Source organism: Streptomyces sp. WAC 06738 (assembly GCF_003945505.1).
In the GTDB taxonomy this organism is placed as follows: Bacteria; Actinomycetota; Actinomycetes; order Streptomycetales; family Streptomycetaceae; genus Streptomyces.
This window is the reverse complement of record NZ_CP029618.1, coordinates 5,295,163-5,313,574: the sequence shown is the minus strand read 5'-3', so window position 1 is coordinate 5,313,574 and position 18,412 is coordinate 5,295,163. Positions and strand designations below refer to the sequence as shown.

General features: G+C 74.1%; 15 protein-coding genes. 9 read left to right on the top strand and 6 right to left on the bottom strand.

Annotated features, from left to right (window positions below; genetic code table 11):
- Positions 1-187 precede the first annotated feature (187 nt).
- The 3 genes from DMB38_RS23600 (at position 188) to DMB38_RS23590 (ending at position 4,545) form a co-directional block, all read left to right on the top strand.
- Entirely contained in the window at positions 188-1,624 is a 1,437-nt protein-coding gene (locus tag DMB38_RS23600; RefSeq protein WP_125936840.1) for a class II fumarate hydratase, read from the top strand.
- 24 nt (positions 1,625-1,648) lie between these two features.
- Positions 1,649-2,404: a DUF402 domain-containing protein gene (locus tag DMB38_RS23595; protein WP_125936839.1), complete on the top strand. Its 756-nt coding sequence runs from the start codon at positions 1,649-1,651 to the stop codon at positions 2,402-2,404.
- 119 nt (positions 2,405-2,523) lie between these two features.
- Positions 2,524-4,545, top strand: a complete 2,022-nt coding sequence (locus tag DMB38_RS23590; RefSeq protein WP_125936838.1) for an ATP-binding SpoIIE family protein phosphatase — start codon at positions 2,524-2,526, stop codon at positions 4,543-4,545.
- A gap of 726 nt (positions 4,546-5,271) precedes the next feature.
- Here the strand turns inward: DMB38_RS23590 and DMB38_RS23580 are convergent.
- Positions 5,272-6,543 (bottom strand): hypothetical protein, encoded by a 1,272-nt coding sequence (locus DMB38_RS23580; protein ID WP_125936836.1) that lies wholly within the window; start codon positions 6,541-6,543, stop codon positions 5,272-5,274.
- Positions 6,527-7,369 carry a C39 family peptidase gene (locus DMB38_RS23575; RefSeq protein WP_240662433.1) on the bottom strand — a complete coding sequence of 281 codons (843 nt, stop codon included), beginning with the start codon at positions 7,367-7,369 and terminating at the stop codon, positions 6,527-6,529. The genes DMB38_RS23580 and DMB38_RS23575 overlap by 17 nt, the downstream gene beginning before the upstream one ends.
- Positions 7,370-7,555: 186 nt before the next feature.
- Between DMB38_RS23575 and DMB38_RS23570 the strand changes: the two genes are divergently transcribed.
- The 6 genes from DMB38_RS23570 (at position 7,556) to DMB38_RS23545 (ending at position 13,105) form a co-directional block, all read left to right on the top strand.
- Complete coding sequence (locus DMB38_RS23570) at positions 7,556-8,497, top strand: SPFH domain-containing protein (protein WP_125936835.1); 942 nt, start codon at positions 7,556-7,558, stop codon at positions 8,495-8,497.
- Positions 8,494-8,727 (top strand): hypothetical protein, encoded by a 234-nt coding sequence (locus DMB38_RS23565; protein WP_125936834.1) that lies wholly within the window; start codon positions 8,494-8,496, stop codon positions 8,725-8,727. The genes DMB38_RS23570 and DMB38_RS23565 overlap by 4 nt, the downstream gene beginning before the upstream one ends.
- A 116-nt stretch (positions 8,728-8,843) precedes the next feature.
- Positions 8,844-9,368 carry a PadR family transcriptional regulator gene (locus DMB38_RS23560; protein ID WP_047017788.1) on the top strand — a complete coding sequence of 175 codons (525 nt, stop codon included), beginning with the start codon at positions 8,844-8,846 and terminating at the stop codon, positions 9,366-9,368.
- A complete protein-coding gene (locus tag DMB38_RS23555) occupies positions 9,365-10,081 on the top strand; it encodes an ABC transporter ATP-binding protein (RefSeq protein WP_125936833.1) in 717 nt (238 codons plus the stop codon). The genes DMB38_RS23560 and DMB38_RS23555 overlap by 4 nt, the downstream gene beginning before the upstream one ends.
- Positions 10,078-12,474, top strand: coding sequence for an FtsX-like permease family protein (locus DMB38_RS23550; protein WP_125936832.1), 2,397 nt, complete (start codon positions 10,078-10,080; stop codon positions 12,472-12,474). Before DMB38_RS23555 ends, DMB38_RS23550 begins: the two co-directional genes overlap by 4 nt.
- Before the next feature lie 97 nt (positions 12,475-12,571).
- Positions 12,572-13,105 (top strand): carboxymuconolactone decarboxylase family protein, encoded by a 534-nt coding sequence (locus DMB38_RS23545; protein ID WP_125936831.1) that lies wholly within the window; start codon positions 12,572-12,574, stop codon positions 13,103-13,105.
- 48 nt (positions 13,106-13,153) lie between these two features.
- Here DMB38_RS23545 and DMB38_RS23540 read toward each other — a convergent pair whose 3' ends face one another.
- From DMB38_RS23540 to DMB38_RS23525, 4 genes are all read right to left on the bottom strand, one after another.
- Positions 13,154-14,569: an AI-2E family transporter gene (locus DMB38_RS23540; RefSeq protein ID WP_125936830.1), complete on the bottom strand. Its 1,416-nt coding sequence runs from the start codon at positions 14,567-14,569 to the stop codon at positions 13,154-13,156.
- 204 nt (positions 14,570-14,773) lie between these two features.
- Positions 14,774-15,499 carry a transglycosylase SLT domain-containing protein gene (locus DMB38_RS23535; protein ID WP_125936829.1) on the bottom strand — a complete coding sequence of 242 codons (726 nt, stop codon included), beginning with the start codon at positions 15,497-15,499 and terminating at the stop codon, positions 14,774-14,776.
- Positions 15,500-15,915: 416 nt separating this feature from the next.
- On the bottom strand, positions 15,916-17,229 hold the full coding sequence (locus tag DMB38_RS23530) for a PhoH family protein (RefSeq protein ID WP_125936828.1): 1,314 nt from the start codon (positions 17,227-17,229) through the stop codon (positions 15,916-15,918).
- Between the two features lie 311 nt (positions 17,230-17,540).
- Positions 17,541-18,320, bottom strand: coding sequence for an isoprenyl transferase (locus DMB38_RS23525; protein WP_125936827.1), 780 nt, complete (start codon positions 18,318-18,320; stop codon positions 17,541-17,543).
- Positions 18,321-18,412: the final 92 nt, after the last annotated feature.

The following is an 18,412-nucleotide window of genomic DNA, read 5'->3' as shown; positions in this document are numbered from 1 at the left end:
TCTACCGGTCTCTGCTGATCTCTGCTGATCTCTTCTGTTTTCCTCCGGTCCGTCGATTCCACCGCGCCCCCGTCCGTGCCCCCGGCAGCCGCCGCGGCAAGTCCGCGGCCGTCCCCGCCGAATCCACCGTTCGGCGCACCGGCGGACGGCGCCGCGGGTGTCGGCGGGCGGTCGTATCCTCGGCAGCATGAGCCAGCCCGCTGACCGGTCCCCCGCAGAACGCCCCGCATCCGACGGCTTCCGCATCGAGCACGACTCGATGGGCGAGGTCCGCGTCCCCGCCGCCGCCAAGTGGCGCGCCCAGACGCAGCGCGCCGTGGAGAACTTCCCGGTCTCCGGGCTGCGCCTGGAGCCGGCCCACATCGCCGCGCTGGCCCGGATCAAGGCCGCCGCGGCGAAGGTCAACGCCGAGCTGGGCGTGCTCGACGAGGACGTCGCCGCGGCCGTGCAGGCGGCGGCGGAGGAGGTCGCGGCCGGCCGCTGGGACGATCAGTTCCCGGTCGACGTCTTCCAGACCGGCTCCGGCACCTCGTCGAACATGAACATGAACGAGGTGCTGGCGACGCTCGCGCAGGAGAAGCTGGGCGCCGGCGGACCGGTGGTCCACCCCAACGACCACGTCAACGCCAGCCAGTCGTCGAACGACACGTTCCCCTCCTCCATCCACATCGCCGCGACGGGCGCGGTCGTGCAGGACCTGATCCCCGCGCTGACGCACCTGCAGGCGGCGCTCACGGGCAAGGCGGAGGAGTTCGCGGAGGTGGTGAAGTCGGGGCGGACGCACCTGATGGACGCCACGCCCGTCACCCTCGGCCAGGAGTTCGCGGGCTACGCGGCCCAGGTCGCCTTCGGCGTCGAGCGGCTGCACGCCTCGCTGCCGCGCCTGGCCGAGCTGCCCCTCGGCGGCACCGCGGTCGGCACGGGCATCAACACCCCGCCCGGCTTCGCCGCCGCCGTCATCGCCGAGGTGGCGCAGGCCACCGGGCTGCCGCTGACCGAGGCCCGCGACCACTTCGAGGCCCAGGGCGCCCGCGACGGCCTGGTGGAGACCTCGGGCCAGTTGCGCACGATCGCGGTCGGGCTGACCAAGATCTGCAACGACCTGCGCTGGATGGGCTCCGGCCCGCGCACGGGCCTCGCCGAGATCGCCCTGCCCGACCTCCAGCCCGGCTCGTCGATCATGCCGGGCAAGGTGAACCCGGTGGTCCCCGAGGCCGTGCTGATGGTCTGCGCCCAGGTCGTGGGGAACGACGTCACGGTCACCACCGCCGGCGCCTCGGGCAACTTCGAGCTGAACGTGATGCTGCCCGTCCTCGCCCGCAACGTGCTGGAGTCCGTCCGGCTGCTGGCCAACGCCGCACGCCTGCTCGCCGATCGCACGGTCGACGGCATCACGGCGCACGCCGGGCGCGCCCGGGAGTACGCGGAGTCGTCGCCGTCCGTCGTCACGCCGCTCAACCGGTACATCGGCTACGAGGAGGCGGCCAAGGTGGCGAAGAAGTCGCTGGCCGAGCGGAAGACTATCCGCGAGGTGGTCCTGGAGGGCGGGTACGTCGAGCGCGGGCTGCTCACGGAGGAGCAGTTGGACGGTGCGCTGGACGTGCTGAGGATGACCCGGCCGTGACGCGCCCCTGGTTACCATCGTCTGATGCACGGGCCAGACGCGACGCTTGACAGCGACAAGAACGTCTCCGGCGGCCGGTGGACGCCCGGGGACCACATCCTCTGGCGCTACCGCGCCCATGCGCCCGGGGCGGCCGGAACAGCCGGCGCCGACGGCACGGACAGCGCCGGCGACGCCGGCCGGCTGGGCCGTACCGTCGCCGTCTGCCGCCCGGTCACCGTCGTCCGCGACGACGCCGAGACGCTCGCCGTCTGGGTGGCGCCGGACACCGAGTGCGTACGGCCCGTGCTCGCCGACGGCACCGAGTTACACCGCGAGCCGCTGGCCACCCGCTACACCAAGCCGCACCGCCCGTTCCGCACCCGCTGGTTCGGCGCCGGCGTGCTCAAGCTGGCCCGGCCGGGTGAGCCCTGGTCGGTCTGGCTCTTCTGGGAAATCGACTGGACGTTCAAGTCCTTCTACGTCAACCTCGAAGCGCCCCGGGTGCGCTGGGCCGGGGGCGTCGATTCCGAGGACCACTACCTGGATCTGGTCGTCCGCCCGGACCGCTCCTGGGAGTGGCGGGACGAGGACGAGTTCGCCGCCGCGCAGCGGGCGGGGCTGATGTCCGCCGCCCGGGCCGCGGCCGTACGGGACGCGGGACGGCGGGCGGTCGACGCCATCGGGGCGTGGGGGCCGCCGTTCTCCGAAGGCTGGGAGCGCTGGCGCCCCGACCCGAAGTGGACAGTTCCGCTTCTTCCGGCGGATTGGGACCGCACGCCCGCGCGCTTGTCTTCATGAGACCCTTGCTGCGCCCCGGTAGGTCAAACGTAGGATCGACGTCCACAGCACGCAGTACCCACAACTCAACCCGCCCTGTGGAGACTTGGGTGGAACGGCCGGATGGACGGTACCGACACGTGACGGAGCGCGACAGGCGGCGGGCAGCCGCCGAGCGGACGGAGTCCGGCAACACCCTTGCCGCCTCCGGCACGGACGGGGCGGTGTCGCCGACCGCACCCACCGCGAACTCGGGCGAGGCCATCCCCGACCCGCGTGACGCCCTGCACCGTGCGAAACCGGCGCAGCCCGCGAAGGCCCCGGGGGCCGCCACGGGCGGCGTACCGGCGCACCAGGGCGCCGACGACACCCCCAGCGGCGGCCGGCCGCGCCCCCAGCCGGGCGCGGACGGGGACGCCGACCCGGCCCCGGGGATGGGCCGGCCGGAAGAGGACGCCGCGTCCGCGCGGCTGCGGTTCCTCGGCGCGGCCACCCGCAGGATCGCCCGCGGCATCGACCTGGACGAGATCGTGCTCGGCCTGTGCCGCTCCGTCGTCCCGTCCTTCGCCGACGCGATCCTCGTCTACCTCCGCGACCCACTGCCCGTCGGCGACGAGCAGCCGACGGAGCCGTTCCGGCTGCGGCTGCGGCGTACGGACCGGATCACCGACGGCGTCGAGGACGTCGACAGCATGGGCGGCAGCCGGCTGCTGCCCGCGGCGGCGGAGCCGGACGCCCCGGGCCTCGGCGCGGCCGAGCAGGTCGACGTCGTACGGGCCGGGGCGCTGCTCGAAGTGCTGCGCGGCGTCCGCCCGGTCTTCGGCGAGACGCTGGCCGCCCGCGCGGCGCTCATCGAACTGCTGGGCCGCGAAAGCCCGCTCGCCAACGCGCCCGCCGACAAGCGCACGATCGTCGCCCCGCTGCGCGGCCGCCGCCGGGTGATCGGGGTGGCGGTGCTCGTACGGGGTCCCGCGCGGCCCGCGTACGGGCAGGACGACCTGCTGATCGCCGCCCAACTGGCCACGCACACGGCCCTCGGTGTCGACAAAGCGGTCATCTACGACCGCGAGGCGTACATCGCCGACCAACTGCAGCGCACGATGCTGCCCGAATACCTGCCGGAGCCCACCGGCGTCCGCCTCGCCAGCCGCTACCGGCCCGCGGCCGAGACCGCGCGGGTCGGCGGCGACTGGTACGACGCGATCCCGCTGCCCGGCAGCCGGGTCGCGCTGGTCGTCGGCGACGTGATGGGCCACTCGGTGACCTCCGCGGCGATCATGGGCCAGTTGCGTACCGCGGCGCAGACGCTGGCGCAGCTCGACCTGCCGCCGCAGGAGGTGCTGCACCACCTCGACGAGCAGGCGCAGCGCCTCGGCGACGACCGCATGGCCACGTGCCTGTACGCGGTCTACGACCCCATCGCCCACACCCTCACCGCCTCCAACGCGGGCCACCCGCCGCCGGTCCTGCTCCGCAGGGACGGCTTCAGCGAGGTGCTGGACGTGCCGCCGGGAGCGCCGATCGGGGTGGGCGGCGTGGGCTTCGAGGCGGTGGAGCTGCAGGCGCCGCAGGGCTCGACGCTGCTGCTGTACACGGACGGCCTGGTCGAGTCCCGGCTGATGGACGTCTCCACGGGCATCGACCAGCTCTGCGCGCGGCTCACCCGCACGGCGGCCCTCACCGGCCCTGGCAACCCGCCGCCGCTGGAGCCGCTGTGCGACGAGGTGCTGGACGTCCTGGGCCCGGGCGACCGGGACGACGACATCGCCCTGCTGGCGGCGCGGTTGGACGGCATAGCGCCGAGCGCGGCGGCGCAGTGGTCCCTGGACCCGCGGGCGCAGGCGCCGCGCGAGGCGCGGTCGCTGGCGCGGGGGGCGCTGGCGGGGTGGGGCCTGGAGGAGCTGACGGACATCGTGGAGCTGCTGGTGAGCGAGGTGGTGACGAACGCGGTGCGGTACGCGCAGCGGCCGGTCACGCTGCGCCTCGTGCACACGGACAGGCTGCGGTGCGAGGTGGTGGACGACGTCCCGCAGTTGCCGCGGATGCGGCGGGCGGGGCCTGCGGATGAGGGTGGGCGGGGGATGTTCCTGGTGAACAAGCTGGCCCGGCACTGGGGCGCGGAGCGGCTCAGTGTGGGCAAGGTGGTGTGGTTCGAGATCTGAGGGGCCGGAGGCCGGGGGCCGGGGCGCGGTGCGGCCTCGGCCGGGCCGGGAGGGTTGTTCCCCGGCCCCGCCCCTTCCCGAAACTCAGGGGCTCCGCCCCCGAGCCCCCGGTCCCGAGCGCCTACGGCGCCGGGCGCCGCAGGCAACCCGCGGCGGGCCCGCCGGGGCGGGCGTTTCACGCGGAGTTACGGGCTCTCCCGCCCCGCGCAGCGGGCCACGGCTGGAAGGCCACCCTGCGGCCGGCAGACTGGCGCGAACCCGCCTGGCCCGCGCCCCAGGCGGCGGGGGCCGGGCCAAAGCCCCGGGAGGCCGCGGTGCGGCCGACAGGGCGGCGTCGTACAGGGAGTTGCGGCCCACCCGCCCCGCGCCGCAGGCGCGAGTGGCAGGACAGGCGCCGCACGCGGAGTAACGGCCCAGCCCGCCCCTCGCCGCAGGCAGCAGGGGCCGGGGCGAGCCCCGGGAGCCGCGGCGCGGCCGACAAGGCAGCGTCCAACGGGGAGTTACGGGGCCGCCCGCCTCGCGCCGCAGGCGCGGGTGGGGTCCGGGGCGCAGCCCCGAGGCCCGGCGCCGCAGGCGCGGGTGGGGTCCGGGGCGAAGCCCCGAGGCCCGGCGCCGCAGGCGCTCGGGTGGGGTCTCGGGGCGGAGCCCCGAGTTTCGGGAAGGGGCGGGGTCGGGGAGCAGCCCCCGGCCGCTTCGCGGGTGCGGCGGGGCCGCCTCCCAGTCGCCTCACCCACAACCCGGTAGCGCGGGCAGCGTTGCGGTTTCGGTGAGTTGGATGGCGTCCCTCGCGTCCGCCGCCTTCGCCTCCCCCTCCGGGTACGCCACCCCCAGCCCTCCGTCCCGCGCCAGCGCGTACCCGTATCTCGGGGTGATCCGCGCGTACGACCGCGACCGCAGGTCCAGGGCCCAGGCCGCCTCCGTCGTGCGCCACGTCACCACCTCGCCGCTCACCTGGACCTGGTCGATGCCCCCCAACTCCGGCTCCGCCGCCGCCCCGCCGTCCCCGCCCCGTACCAGCGGCAGCGGCTTCGGCCAGCCCTCCCGCCACACGTACAGCCGCGGGCGCTCGGGCTCGCCGCCCGCCCACGCCCAGGTGCGGCCGTCCGACGCCACGTACCGGACGTTGCGCAGGGCCGCGATCGGGCCCGGGAGTTCCGCCCGCCGCAGCGTGTCCGTCGAGACCGCGGCGAGACGGGTCTCCGGGCCGCCCGACGGCGACTCGGACTGGCGCAGCCACACCAGCAGGCCGCCCGCCGCGAACGGCGTGTCGACGACGCCCTCGTACACCGTCCGCCGCTCGCCGCCGCCGTCCAGGTCCCGCGCGTACACCGCCGACCGGCCGCCGCCCGTCCCCTGCGCCCAGAACAGCCGCCCCGACCGCACTACGGCCTGCACGAACGGTCCCGGCACCGCGCTCTGCCCGTCCGCCGCCCGCTCCGCCTCCGCGACCGCCTTCCGGCGCCCGCTCGTCGCGTCCCAGGCGTAGAGCGTCCAGGGGCTCTCCACCTGCCGGCCCTCGACGACGTCGAAAACAAGCCACCGCCCGTCGAAGTCCGCGCTGCCCACCTGATGCTCGACGGGGTCCGCGAGCCGCATCACCCGCCGCTCCTCGTCGCCCTCCCGCAGCACGACCGACCGGTCCGCCCCGGACGACTGCAGGACCGACCACCCGGCGCCTGGCCCGACCTCCGTGAGCACCGCCCGCTCCCCCTCCGGCACCGGGACCCGCCCGGCCGCCAGCGCGTCCGACCAGCCGTCCGGCAGTTCCACCTCGCAGGCCCGGTCCCGTACGGGCGCGCCGGTCGGCGGTGCCGCCGTGGGCGAGCCCCCGCGTGACCCCTCGCGCGACCCCGCAGGCGACTCCTCGCCCGAGCCGTCGCCGCCTCCCGGCGAGCACGCCGCCGTGCCCGCCAGGAGGACGACCGCGCCCAGCGCCGCGGCGGCCAGGCCGCGCGCGCGGAGCGCACCGGGCCGCCGGGCCTCACCAGACGTACCCACGACCGCCCATGATGGTCGTGATGGTGTCCGACGAGATGGTCGCGGTACGCGGCACGCTGCCGGCCCACGAGATGACGCTCGTCGGCACCCCGCCCACCGGGTCGCGGTACTGCACGGTGCGCGCCCCGTCGTCGCTGTGGCCGTCTATCGACACCCAGTGGAATATCTCCCGGTTCGGGTGCCCGACGAGGTGCGGGCCGCCGACGACCTCCCAGGCGTTGCCCGCGATCGCGTAGTCGCCCGAGGTGTTGTGCACGATGTGGTCGCGGAAGTTGGCCTTGTCCGTCGCGGTCGGCGTGTACGGCAGCGCCTTCGGTACGTACCCCGCTCCCGGCAGGCGGTAGTTGAGCACGTCGGGGATGGGATAGCCGGTCGGGTTGGGGACGTTCGCGTTGATGCCGTACCAGGCGGTGCCGGAGGAGTTCGTACGAAGCTCGCTGCCGGCCTGCGTCTGGGACCGGTTGCCGACCTCGTCGCGCGCGGACTGCGTGATCACGAGGGTGGCGGGGCCGCAGTAGTAGGAGTTGATCTGGGACTGCTGTACGGCACCGGAGGAGACGATCGCCGCCGCCCCGACGTCGCCGCGCGCGGCGGACCGCTGGGCCGCGCCTTTCGCCGCCGCCGACTTCTCGGCCAGCAGCCGCCGCTGCTCCGCCGTCAGCCGCTCGGCGGGCAGGGTGTCCGTACGTTCCTTGTACGCGCCCGCGGCCGCGGCGCCCGCGGCGGGGCCCGGCTCGGCCGCCTGCGCGGGGCCGCCGGTGAGCACGAGGGCGGCGACGAGTACGCCGCCCGCTCCGGCTGCGGACACGGCTCGGATAGAGGACATCGCTGTCTCCTGTCGTTCGTGGGGGTGACACGGGGACGGTGATGCCGGCGTCTGCTCCCGCAGGCTTCTCCATTCTGACCGGTGTAGACCACCCACCGGAAGGGGGCATGACAACCCCGCTACAAAAAGTGATAGCACTTTGCTAGCCTCCAACCGACCACCGAGGAACGAGAACGGGGACTTCACATGACCGACCAGCAACCACACGACCAGCACGCCCCCGACATGCCCGCCCCGCCCGTCGCCGAGCGGCAGGCGGCCAGCATCGGCGGCGCCCTCGCCCTGATCCTCGGCCTCGCCGGCGCCCTCGCCGGCGCCGGCCTGCTCGCGCTCGGCATCGCCCTGGGGAGCGGCGGCATCCTCGCCGCGGGCGTCCCCGTCCTCGTCCTCGGCGCCCTGCTCTTCCTCGCCGCCCTCGTCGCGATGGCCGGGCTGAACATGGTCGAGCCCGGCGAGGCCCGCGTCGTGCAGCTCTTCGGCCGCTACACCGGCACCATCCGCGACGACGGCCTGCGCTGGGTCAACCCGCTCACCACCCGCCGCAAGATCTCCACCCGGGTGCGCAACCACGAGACCGCCGTCCTCAAGGTCAACGACGCCCGCGGCAACCCCATCGAGCTGGCCGCCGTCGTCGTCTGGCAGGTCGAGGACACCGCGCAGGCGGTCTTCGCCGTCGACGACTTCACCGAGTTCGTCGCCACCCAGACCGAGACCGCGGTACGGCACATCGCCATCGAGTACCCGTACGACGCCTACGAGGACGACGAGTTGTCGCTGCGCACCGACGCCGAGGAGATCACCGAGAAGCTGGCCGAGGAGCTGACCGCCCGGGTGCAGGCGGCCGGCGTGCGGATCATCGAGTCGCGCTTCACCCACCTCGCGTACGCGCCGGAGATCGCCTCCGCGATGCTCCAGCGCCAGCAGGCCGGCGCCGTGGTCGCCGCCCGGCGGGAGATCGTCGACGGGGCGGTGGGCATGGTCGAGGACGCGCTCGCCCGGCTCACCCGCGAGGACATCGTCGAGCTGGACGACGAGCGCAGGGCGGCGATGGTCGGCAACCTCATGGTCGTACTCTGCGGCGACCGCGCCCCCCAGCCCGTACTCAACACCGGGTCCCTCTATCAGTGACGGACGACGCCCCCGACCGCACCCCCCGGGCCCGGCGCAAGCAGGTGCTGCTGCGGCTCGACCCGGCCGTGCACGACGCGCTGGCCCGGTGGGCGGCGGACGAACTGCGCAGCACCAACGCGCAGATCGACTACCTGCTCCGCCGGGCCCTCGCGGACGCCGGCCGGCTCCCCGGGAACGCCCGCCCGCACCCCCGCCGCGGCCGCCCGCCGCGTGAGCCGGAGGAGTAGCCGCCCCGGCCCCGCATCCCCCCGTCAAGCTGCCCGGCACCGTGCCCACCTGCGGCGAAGGCACTACACACCCCGTCTATACACAGTACGTATACACACGGTGTAGAGTCCTCGGCATGACGATCGGCCACACCCTCCTCGGGCTCCTGGAGTCGGGCCCCCGCCACGGTTACGACCTGAAACGCGCCTTCGACGAGCGCTTCGGGCACGACCGCCCGCTGCACTACGGGCAGGTCTACTCCACGATGTCCCGGCTGCTGAAGAACGGCCTCGTGGAGGTCGACGGCATCGAGCCCGGCGGCGGACCCGAGCGCAAGCGCTACGCCATCACCGACGCCGGCATCACCGACGTCGCCGGCTGGCTCGCCACCCCGGAGAAGCCCGAGCCGTACCTGCAGTCGACCCTGTACACCAAGGTCGTCCTCGCGCTGCTCACCGGCCGCGACGCGGCCGAACTCCTCGACGTACAGCGCGCGGAGCATCTGCGCCTGATGCGCGAGCTGACCCGTCGCAAGAAGGGCGGCGACCTCGCCGACCAGCTCATCTGCGACCACGCCCTGTTCCACCTCGAGGCCGACCTGCGGTGGCTGGAGCTGACCGCCGCGCGCCTCGGCAAACTCGCCGCGGAGGTACGCGCATGAGCACCACACCCGTCCCAGGACCGCTCGGCGAGCCGGCGCCGATCCTCACCGCCACCGACCTGCGCAAGGTCTACGCCGGCACCCCCGCGCTCGACGGCGCCGACTTCGCCGTCGCGGCCGGCGAGACCGTCGCCGTCATGGGCCCCTCCGGCTCCGGCAAGTCGACGCTGCTGCACTGCCTCGCCGGCATCGTCCCGGCCGACGCCGGCACCGTGACGTACGCGGGCCGCGACCTCGCGGCGCTCTCCGACGCCGAACGCAGCGCCCTGCGCCGCCGGGAGTTCGGCTTCGTCTTCCAGTTCGGCCAGCTCGTACCCGAGCTGACCTGTGTGGAGAACGTCGCCCTTCCGCTGCGCCTGACGGGCCTCGGCCGCCGGGACGCGGAACGGGCCGCCCGGCCGTGGCTGGAGCGGCTGGAGGTCGACGACATCGCGCACAAGCGGCCCGGCGAGGTCTCCGGCGGCCAGGGCCAGCGTGTCGCGGTCGCCCGCGCGCTGGCGACCACGCCGCGGGTGATCTTCGCCGACGAGCCGACCGGTGCGCTCGACTCCCTCAACGGCGAGCGCGTCATGGAACTGCTCACCGACGCCGCGCAGGACAGCGGCGCGGCCGTCGTCCTGGTCACCCACGAGGCGCGGGTCGCGGCCTACGCGGACCGCGAGATCGTCGTACGCGACGGGCGCACCCGCAGTCTGGAGCCGGCCGGCCGATGAGCGACGTGACGTACGCCGAGAAGAAGCGCGGCACCCGCCCGCCCCACTCCGCGGGCCCGCCGCCGCCCGACCCTCGCGGCACGCCGCGGGTCTGGGCCGACGACCTCCGCATGGGCCTGGCCTTCGCGCTCCGCGGCGGACGCGAGGGCTGGATGCGGACCGTGCTCACCGCGGTCGGCGTCGGCCTGGGGGTGGCGCTCCTGCTGCTCACCACCGCCGTCCCGGGCGCCCTGGCCAACCGCGACGAGCGGGAGCTGGCCCGCAGCGAAGTCCTCGCGTCCGACGCCGAGTACGCGGGCGACACCCTCCTGATGGGCAACGTCGACACCGAGTACGAGGACACCATGGTCCGCGGCAGGCTGCTGCGCCCCGAGGGCCCCGGCGCCCCGCTGCCCCCCGGGCTCGACGCCTTCCCGAAGCCCGGCGAGATGGTGGTCTCCCCCGCGCTCGCCGACCGGCTCGACGACGGCGACGCGGACCTGCTGCGCGAGCGGCTGGACTACGGCATCGCCGGCACCGTCGCCGACACCGGCCTGAGCGACCCCGGCGAGCTGGTGTACTACGCCGGCAGCGACGCCATCGAGGCCGCCGACGTGAACGTCAGCCGGATCGCCGCCTTCGGCAACGACGGGGACGGCGGCGGCATGGACCCGGTGCTGCTGCTGCTCGCGATGATCGTGTTCGTCGCCCTGCTCATGCCCGTCGCGGTCTTCCTCATCGCGGCCGTGCGCTTCGGCGGCGACCGCCGCGACCGCCGGCTCGCCGCGCTCCGCCTCGTCGGCGCCGACGGCCACGCGGTGCGCCGGATCGCCGCGGGCGAGGCGCTGGCGGGGGCGCTGCTCGGACTCGTGGTCGGCGCGGGCCTGTTCCTCGCCGGGAGGCAGGTCGCGGGCGCCGTGTCGGTCTACGGGATGAGCGTCTTCACCTCCGACCTGAACCCCTCGCCGGCGCTCGCCCTGCTGGTCGCCGCGGCCGTGCCCGCCGCGGCGGTCGGCGTCACCCTGCTCGCGCTGCGCGGCGTCGTCATCGAGCCGCTGGGCGTCGTACGGTCGGCGCGGCCCCGCCGGCGGCGCATCTGGTGGCGGCTGCTGCTGCCCGCCCTCGGGCTGGGCCTGCTCGCGCCGATGATGGGCCAGGGCGAGGACGCCGGAGCGTTCCCCGAGTGGCAGGTCATCGGCGGCACCGTCCTGCTGCTCACCGGCATCACCGCGCTGCTGCCCTGGCTCGTCGAGGCCGTGGTCGCCCGCCTCGGCCGCGGGCCGACGTCCTGGCAACTGGCCGTGCGCCGGCTCCAGCTCAGCAGCGGCACCGCCGCCCGGCTGGTCAACGGCATCGCCGTCGCCGTCGCCGGGGCCATCGCGCTGCAGATGGTCTTCGCCGGCGTCGAGGACGACTACAGCAAGCCGACCGGCAACGACACCGACCGCGCCCAGTTGTCGGTGTACGCGGCGCCCGGACAGGACCTCCGGGTGGGTGACCGGGTCGCCGCGACCGAGGGCGTCCGCGGGACCGTCACCACGATCTCCGCCGAGGTCGGCAGCTCCAAGCGCAACCCGGCCGGATCCACCACGCTGACCATTGGCACCTGCGCGGAGCTGCGTAAGATGGCGCGCCTCCCCGACTGCCGCGACGGCGACGCCTTCCGCCTCACCGGCGCGTACGACAGCGCCGACACCAAGCGGCTGCTCTCCAGGGAAGGACCGCTGTACCTGAACCCGTCGTACGACGGACTGCGCGGCAAGGCGCTCCCCTGGACCCCGCCGCCCGGCCTCCGCCCCGCCAAGGCGCTCCGCGACGTCGACGGCTACCGGCACGGCGGTGCCGTGGCGACTCCCGGCGCCGTCCCCGACCTCGACGACTCCGGGGTGTTCGCCGCCTCCGTCGACGTGCGGCTCGACCCGGCCGTGCCGGACGCGGCCGAGCGCGTACGCAACGTGGTCGACGGCCTGGACCCGCTCCTCTCCGTCCACACGCTGTCCAGCGAGGTCGTCGAGGAGGACTTCGCGGGCATCCGCACCGGGCTGGTGGTGGGCGCCGCATGCGTCCTGGTCCTGATCGGCAGCAGCCTGCTCGTCGGGCAGCTCGAACAACTGCGGGAGCGGCGCAAGCTGTTGTCGTCGCTGGTCGCCTTCGGCACCCGGCGCTCCACGCTCAGCCTGTCCGTGCTCTGGCAGACGGCGATCCCGGTGGCGCTGGGCATGACCCTGTCGATGGGCTTCGGGCTCGTGCTGGGCACGGTGCTGCTGCGCATGACGGCCACGCCCGTCGCGGTCGACTGGACGTCCGTGCTGCTGATGGCCGGCGCGGGCGCGGGCGTGGTCGCCGCGGTCACGGCGCTGAGCATGCCGCTGCTGATCCGGCTGATGCGCCCGGACGGGCTGCGCACCGAATAGGGACCGGGACCGGCCGGGCGCGCGTCATAGGGGGGCGCGCCGGGCCGGTCCCGTACGGACCGCGGGGCACGCTCCGTCGTTCTGTAGGGTCGGGCGCGTGGCACTCGACGCGCTCAAGTCGGCCCTCCCCGGCTACGCCGGGGACCTGCGCCGCAACCTCACCTCGGTCGTCGACGACGGGCGGCTGCCCGAGCGGCAGTTGTGGGGCGCCCTGCTGGCCTGCGCCATCGCCGTACGCTCGGCTCCCGTGCTGCGCGCGGTGGCGCCGGAGGCGCGGCGGCGGCTGACGCCCGAGGCGTACGAGGCCGCCGGGGCGGCCGCCGCGGCGATGGCGGCGAACAACGTCTTCTTCCGCGCCCGGCACCTGCTCTCCGACCCCGGCTACGGCCATCTGCGCACCGGGCTGCGGACGAACGTGCTGGGCGCCCGGGGCGTACCGCGGGCGGACTACGAGCTGTGGTGCGTCGCCGTGTCCGCGGTGGGCGGCTGCGGGGCGTGCCTGGACGAGCACGAGGCCGCGCTGCGGCGGACCGGCGCGGACCGGGAGACGGTGCAGGAGGCGCTGAAGGTCGCCGCGCTCGTGCACGCCGCCGGCACGGTCCTCGACGCGCAGGAGGCGCTCGGCGGCTGACCGCGGCCGGCGGCCGGCAGGCACCGGGCGGCCCGTACGAGCCGTACGTCAGCCCTTCGGGTCGCCGCCCTTGGCCTCCGGGCCCTGCCGCGTCGCCGCCGCTGCCTCCGCCGTCTCCGCGTCCGAACCGGGCGCGGGGGCGTCGGTCGGCGTGGCAGGCGAGATATCGAGGACCGTCGAGCCGTGCGGCGGCGGCCCCGGATCCGCCGTGTGTTCCCGGTGGTACGCCTTGAGGTATCCGACCGCCGTGTTGAGCACGGCGATCAGCGGCACCGCCACCACCGCGCCCGGGATGCCCGCGACGAGCGTGCCGATGGCCACCGAGAGCACCACCGCGAGCGGGTGCACCCGCACCATGCGGCCGAGGATGAACGGCTGGAGGACGTGCCCCTCGATCTGCTGCACCAGCAGCACCACGCCGAGCACCAGCAGCGCGGTGACGAGCCCGTTCGTCACGAACGCCACCACCACCGCGAGCGCGCCGGAGACCAGCGCACCGACGAGCGGCACGAACGCGAAGAGGAAGATCAGCACGGCCAGCGGGACGGCCATGGGCACGTCGAGGATGAAGATACCGATGCCGATGAACACGGCGTCGATGAGCGCGACCAGCACCGTGCCGCGCACGTACCCGGTGAGCGTGGCCCACACCTTCGGCCCCGCGCCCGCCACCGCGTCGCGGGCGTCGGTGGGCACGAAGTTCAGGCACCAGCGCCAGATGCGCTCGCCGTCGTAGAGGAGGAAGAGGGTGACGAACGCCGCGATGGCGGCGCCGGAGAAGAACTCCAGCACGTACGAGACGCCTTCGAGGCCGGCGGAGGTGACCTCGCTGGAGTTCTCGCCCAGCCAGTCGCTTATCTCGTTGCCGATGTTGTTGATCTGCTTTTCCTGCACGTGGAACGGCCCGTCGATGAGCCATTCCTGTGCGTCGTCGATGCCCTGCTGGATGCGGTCGGTGAGATCGTCGATGTTCTCCATGATCTGCCAGACCACGAACCAGCCGATGAGGCCGATCGCGACGAAGCCGCCGACGAACGTGGTGGCGGTGGCGAGCCCCTGGCTGAAGCCCCAGCGGCGCAGCCGCGCGACCGTCGGCTGGAGCAGCGCGGTGACCAGCAGGCCGACCGCGAAGGCGATGACGACGAGGCTGACGACGCTGATGATCTGCATCAGCACGTAGATCAGGCCGGCGAGGACCAGCAGCCGCCAGCCCACCTCGGCCGCGACCCGCACCCCCCACGGCACCACGCTGGCCGGCGCGGGACGCGGCGGCGGGCCCGGGGGCCGGGCGGCGGCGGCCGGTTCCGCGACCACGTCCTGGGGGGCGTCCTCGACGGCGGGCTCCCCGGACGCGGGCTTCCCCGCACCGGCTGCGGCAGCGGCGGCGGCCGCGGCCCGGCGCCGCTCCGCCATCCGGCTGGCCCGCTCGCCCACCCCGCCGAGCCAGTCCGTCATCTTCGACATAGAAGTCCTCACGCCGCCTACGGTCCCGCCGCAGTCCCGTCCGTCACCCGCACGACCGTACACGGCGCGCGCATACGGGAGGGGTCTGCCGGTCATCTAGGACGTGCCGGGCGGGAGCGGCGGTTCCGTACGCATGCGAAACGCCCCCGGCGGCGGAGCCGGGGGCGTTTCACGTACGCGCGGGCGCGGGATGCGCGCCGGGGTTCAGTACCAGCCGTTGGCCTGCCAGAACTCCCAGCCGCCGCAGGGGCTGCCGTAGCGGTCGTTCATGTAGTTCAGGCCCCACTCGATCTGGGTGGCGGGGTTGGTCTGCCAGTCGGCGCCCGCCGAGGCCATCTTCGAGCCCGGCAGCGCCTGCATCAGCCCGTACGCACCGGAGCTCGGGTTGGTGGCGGTGTAGTCCCAGCCCGACTCGTGGTCGACGATGTTGCTGAAGCACTGGTACTGGTCGGCCGGCACCATCTGGCGGGCCATGGCCTGCACGTCGGCGACGGAGTAGGACGCCTGCGGAGCGAAGTCGCCCGCGTCGGCGGACGCCGACTCGGCCGCGGCCGAGCGGCTGGCGGCCTCCGCGGCCTCCCGCTCCTTCTCGGCGGCTTCCTCGGCCGCCTTGCGCTCCGCGGCCTCCTTCTTCTCCTCCGCGGCCTGGGCGGCGGACTTGCGCGCCTCCTCCTCGGCCGCCTTACGGGCGTCCGTGTGTGCGGCGTCCGCCTGGACGTCCGCCTGCTCCGTGAGGGAGGCGGTCTGCACCTGGGCGGAGGCGCCAGCGGGTACGTCGGCGAGGAGCGTCGCGTCGGCGGCGGTCGCCTCGACGTTGGCCGTCGAGTCGTCGCCCTTCTCCGCGCCCGTGGCCACGCCGACGACAGCGCCGACAGAGGTGACCGCGGTGGCGGAAGCCACGGCGAAACCCCGGACCGAAATCCGGCTCACACAAAGTCCTTCCAGCGTCGCCCGCTTCGGTGACCTCGCGGACGCGTCCCTGCCCCTGACACTGGCCTCCCCTTGTTCCGGACCGCCGACTGTGGCGGACCGACTGGTCACGGGAGGCGCGGGCCCGGCAGCCCCCGCGTCCGCGGGGACCGTTACAGCGCTCGGGCGGCGTACGGCGGCTCTGTTCAGTTGAGTCGTGCTGCACCGGGGTCGGTGCGGGGCCGTACGCAGGGCCTGACGAGTCCCAGACTCTGCCGGAGACGGACACCCGGACGCAATTCCCCGTCCAGTGGGAAAGCTCACACCGCGTTTGCCCCTCGCTGTTGACGGAAACCCGTGCGCAGCACTGGGCGCAACAGCTAAGCTGCTGCGCCCAGTTCACACGTTCGGGAAGAAGCACGGGGAGCAGTATCCCGTTATACCCGGCCCTCTTCCAGCATTTCGGTCACCAGCGCGGCGATCGGCGACCGCTCGGAGCGGCTGAGCGTCACATGCGCGAAGAGCGGGTGCCCCTTCAGCTTTTCGACGACGGCCACCACCCCGTCGTAGCGGCCGACGCGCAGATTGTCCCGCTGCGCCACGTCATGGGTGAGTACGACGCGGGAGTTCGTCCCGATCCGCGAGAGGACCGTGAGCAGCACGTTCCGCTCCAGCGACTGCGCCTCGTCGACGATCACGAACGCGTCGTGCAGCGAGCGGCCCCGGATGTGGGTGAGCGGCAGCACTTCGAGCATGCCGCGCGCGATGACCTCCTCGATCACCTCGCGCGAGGTGACCGCGGACAGGGTGTCGAAGACCGCCTGCGCCCACGGGCTCATCTTCTCGGCCTCGGTGCCCGGCAGATAGCCGAGTTCCTGGCCGCCGACCGCGTAGAGCGGGCGGAAGACCATCACCTTCTGGTGCTGCCGGCGCTCCAGCACCGACTCCAGGCCCGCGCAGAGCGCCAGCGCGGACTTGCCCGTACCGGCCCGCCCGCCCATCGAGACGATGCCGACGTCCTCGTCCACCAGCAGGTCGAGCGCGATCCGCTGCTCGGCGCTGCGGCCGTGGATCCCGAAGACCTCGCGGTCGCCGCGCACCAGCCGGACCCGCCCGTCGGGGGTGACCCGGCCGAGGGCCCGGCCGCGCTCGGACTGCAGCACGAGCCCGGTGTGCACCGGCAGGTCGTCCGCCTCGGGCACCGAGACGACCTCGGCGGCGAAGAGTTCGTCGACCTGCTCGCCGCTGAGCATCAGCTCGGCCATCCCGGTCCAGCCGGAGTCCGTGATGGCCAGCTCCGCCCGGTACTCCTCGGCGGCCAGGCCCACGGACGACGCCTTGATGCGCAGCGGCAGGTCCTTGGAGACGACGGTGACGTCCTGCCCCTCGGCCTGGAGGTTGCGCGCGACGGCCAGGATGCGGGAGTCGTTGTCCCCCAGCCGGAAACCGGCGGGGAGCACCCCGATGTCGGTGTGGTTCAGCTCCACGCGGAGGGTTCCGCCGAGGTCGCCGAGCGGGATCGGGGCGTCGAGGCGGCCGTACCTGATCCGGAACTCGTCGAGCTGGCGGAGCGCCTGGCGGGCGAAGTAGCCCAGCTCAGGATGGTGCCGCTTGGCCTCGAGCTCGGTGACCACCACGACGGGCAGCACCACCTCGTGTTCGTCGAAGCGCGCCATGGCCATGGGGTCGGCCAGCAGGACGCTCGTGTCGAGGACATAGGTGCGCCGGTCAGGCTTCTTGCTGTTCACCACGGATGGACGAACCCCCTCGGATGAGGTCGGCACGCGACGGAGTCGCGGGGATCGGGCCGGGCGTCCGGACCCGTGCGGGCCACGCGGGCGCGCAGAGCCGGGCCCCGGCCCTCCGCTCCGTCCGTACGTGCGATGGTGCGCTCCGCACGGACCTCGTGATGCGGCACGTGGTGCAAAGGGCCCTCCCGGGCGGGCGGTGCGGTGGACCGCCTGCTAGCACGGATATTCCCTCGCGAGCCCCTGGGCATGCAATGCCTGTGGCCGAGGGGCCGTAACGGTGGATACGTGCTAAAGCGTGCGCAGCGGGGGTCTCAGCCGCCGAAACGGCGGTGGCGGGCGGCGTAGTCGCGCAGGGCGCGGAGGAAGTCGACGTGGCGGAACGCGGGCCAGAAGACCTCGCAGAAGTAGTACTCGGAGTGCGCCGACTGCCACAGCATGAACCCGGACAGCCGTTGTTCGCCGCTGGTGCGGATCACGAGGTCGGGGTCGGGCTGGCCGCGGGTGTAGAGGTGCTGCGCGATGTGCTCCACCTCGACGGTCTCGGCCACGTCGGCGAGCGTCCTGCCCTGGTCGGCGGCGTCGCCGAGCATCGAGCGGACGGCGTCGGCGATCTCCTGCCGGCCGCCGTAGGCGACGGCGACGTTGACCAGGACGGCCCCGCTGCCGGGCCCGGTGACCACGTCGTGGGTGGCCTCCTCGGCCTCCTTGAGGACCCGCTGGGTGCGCATCGGCAGCAGGTCGAGGTTGCCCACGTGGTGCACCTGCGCGCCGCCCCGCCCGGCGACGCCGGAGACGGCCTCCTCGATGATGGCGAGGAGCGGGTTGAGCTCGGGCTCCGGCCGGTCCAGGTTGTCGGTGGAGAGCAGCCAGAGCGTGAGCACCTCGACGTCGGTCTCGCGGCACCAGCGGATCAGCTCGTGGATCTTCTCGGCGCCGGCCTGGTGGCCCTGCGCGGTGGTGCCCCCGGCGGCGCGGGCCCAGCGACGGTTGCCGTCCAGGATGACGCCGATGTGCTTGGGCACACGGGCCGGGTCGAGACGGCGCTCCAGGCGCTTCTCGTAAACGCGATACACGATGCCGCGCCAGGTCATCCGGCGTTCAGCCCTTCCGTCGTACGTTCGGAACACCCCCCGGAAGGCGCCACAGTACTGCCCGCTGTGCCACAGTCCTGTCACAGGGGCGC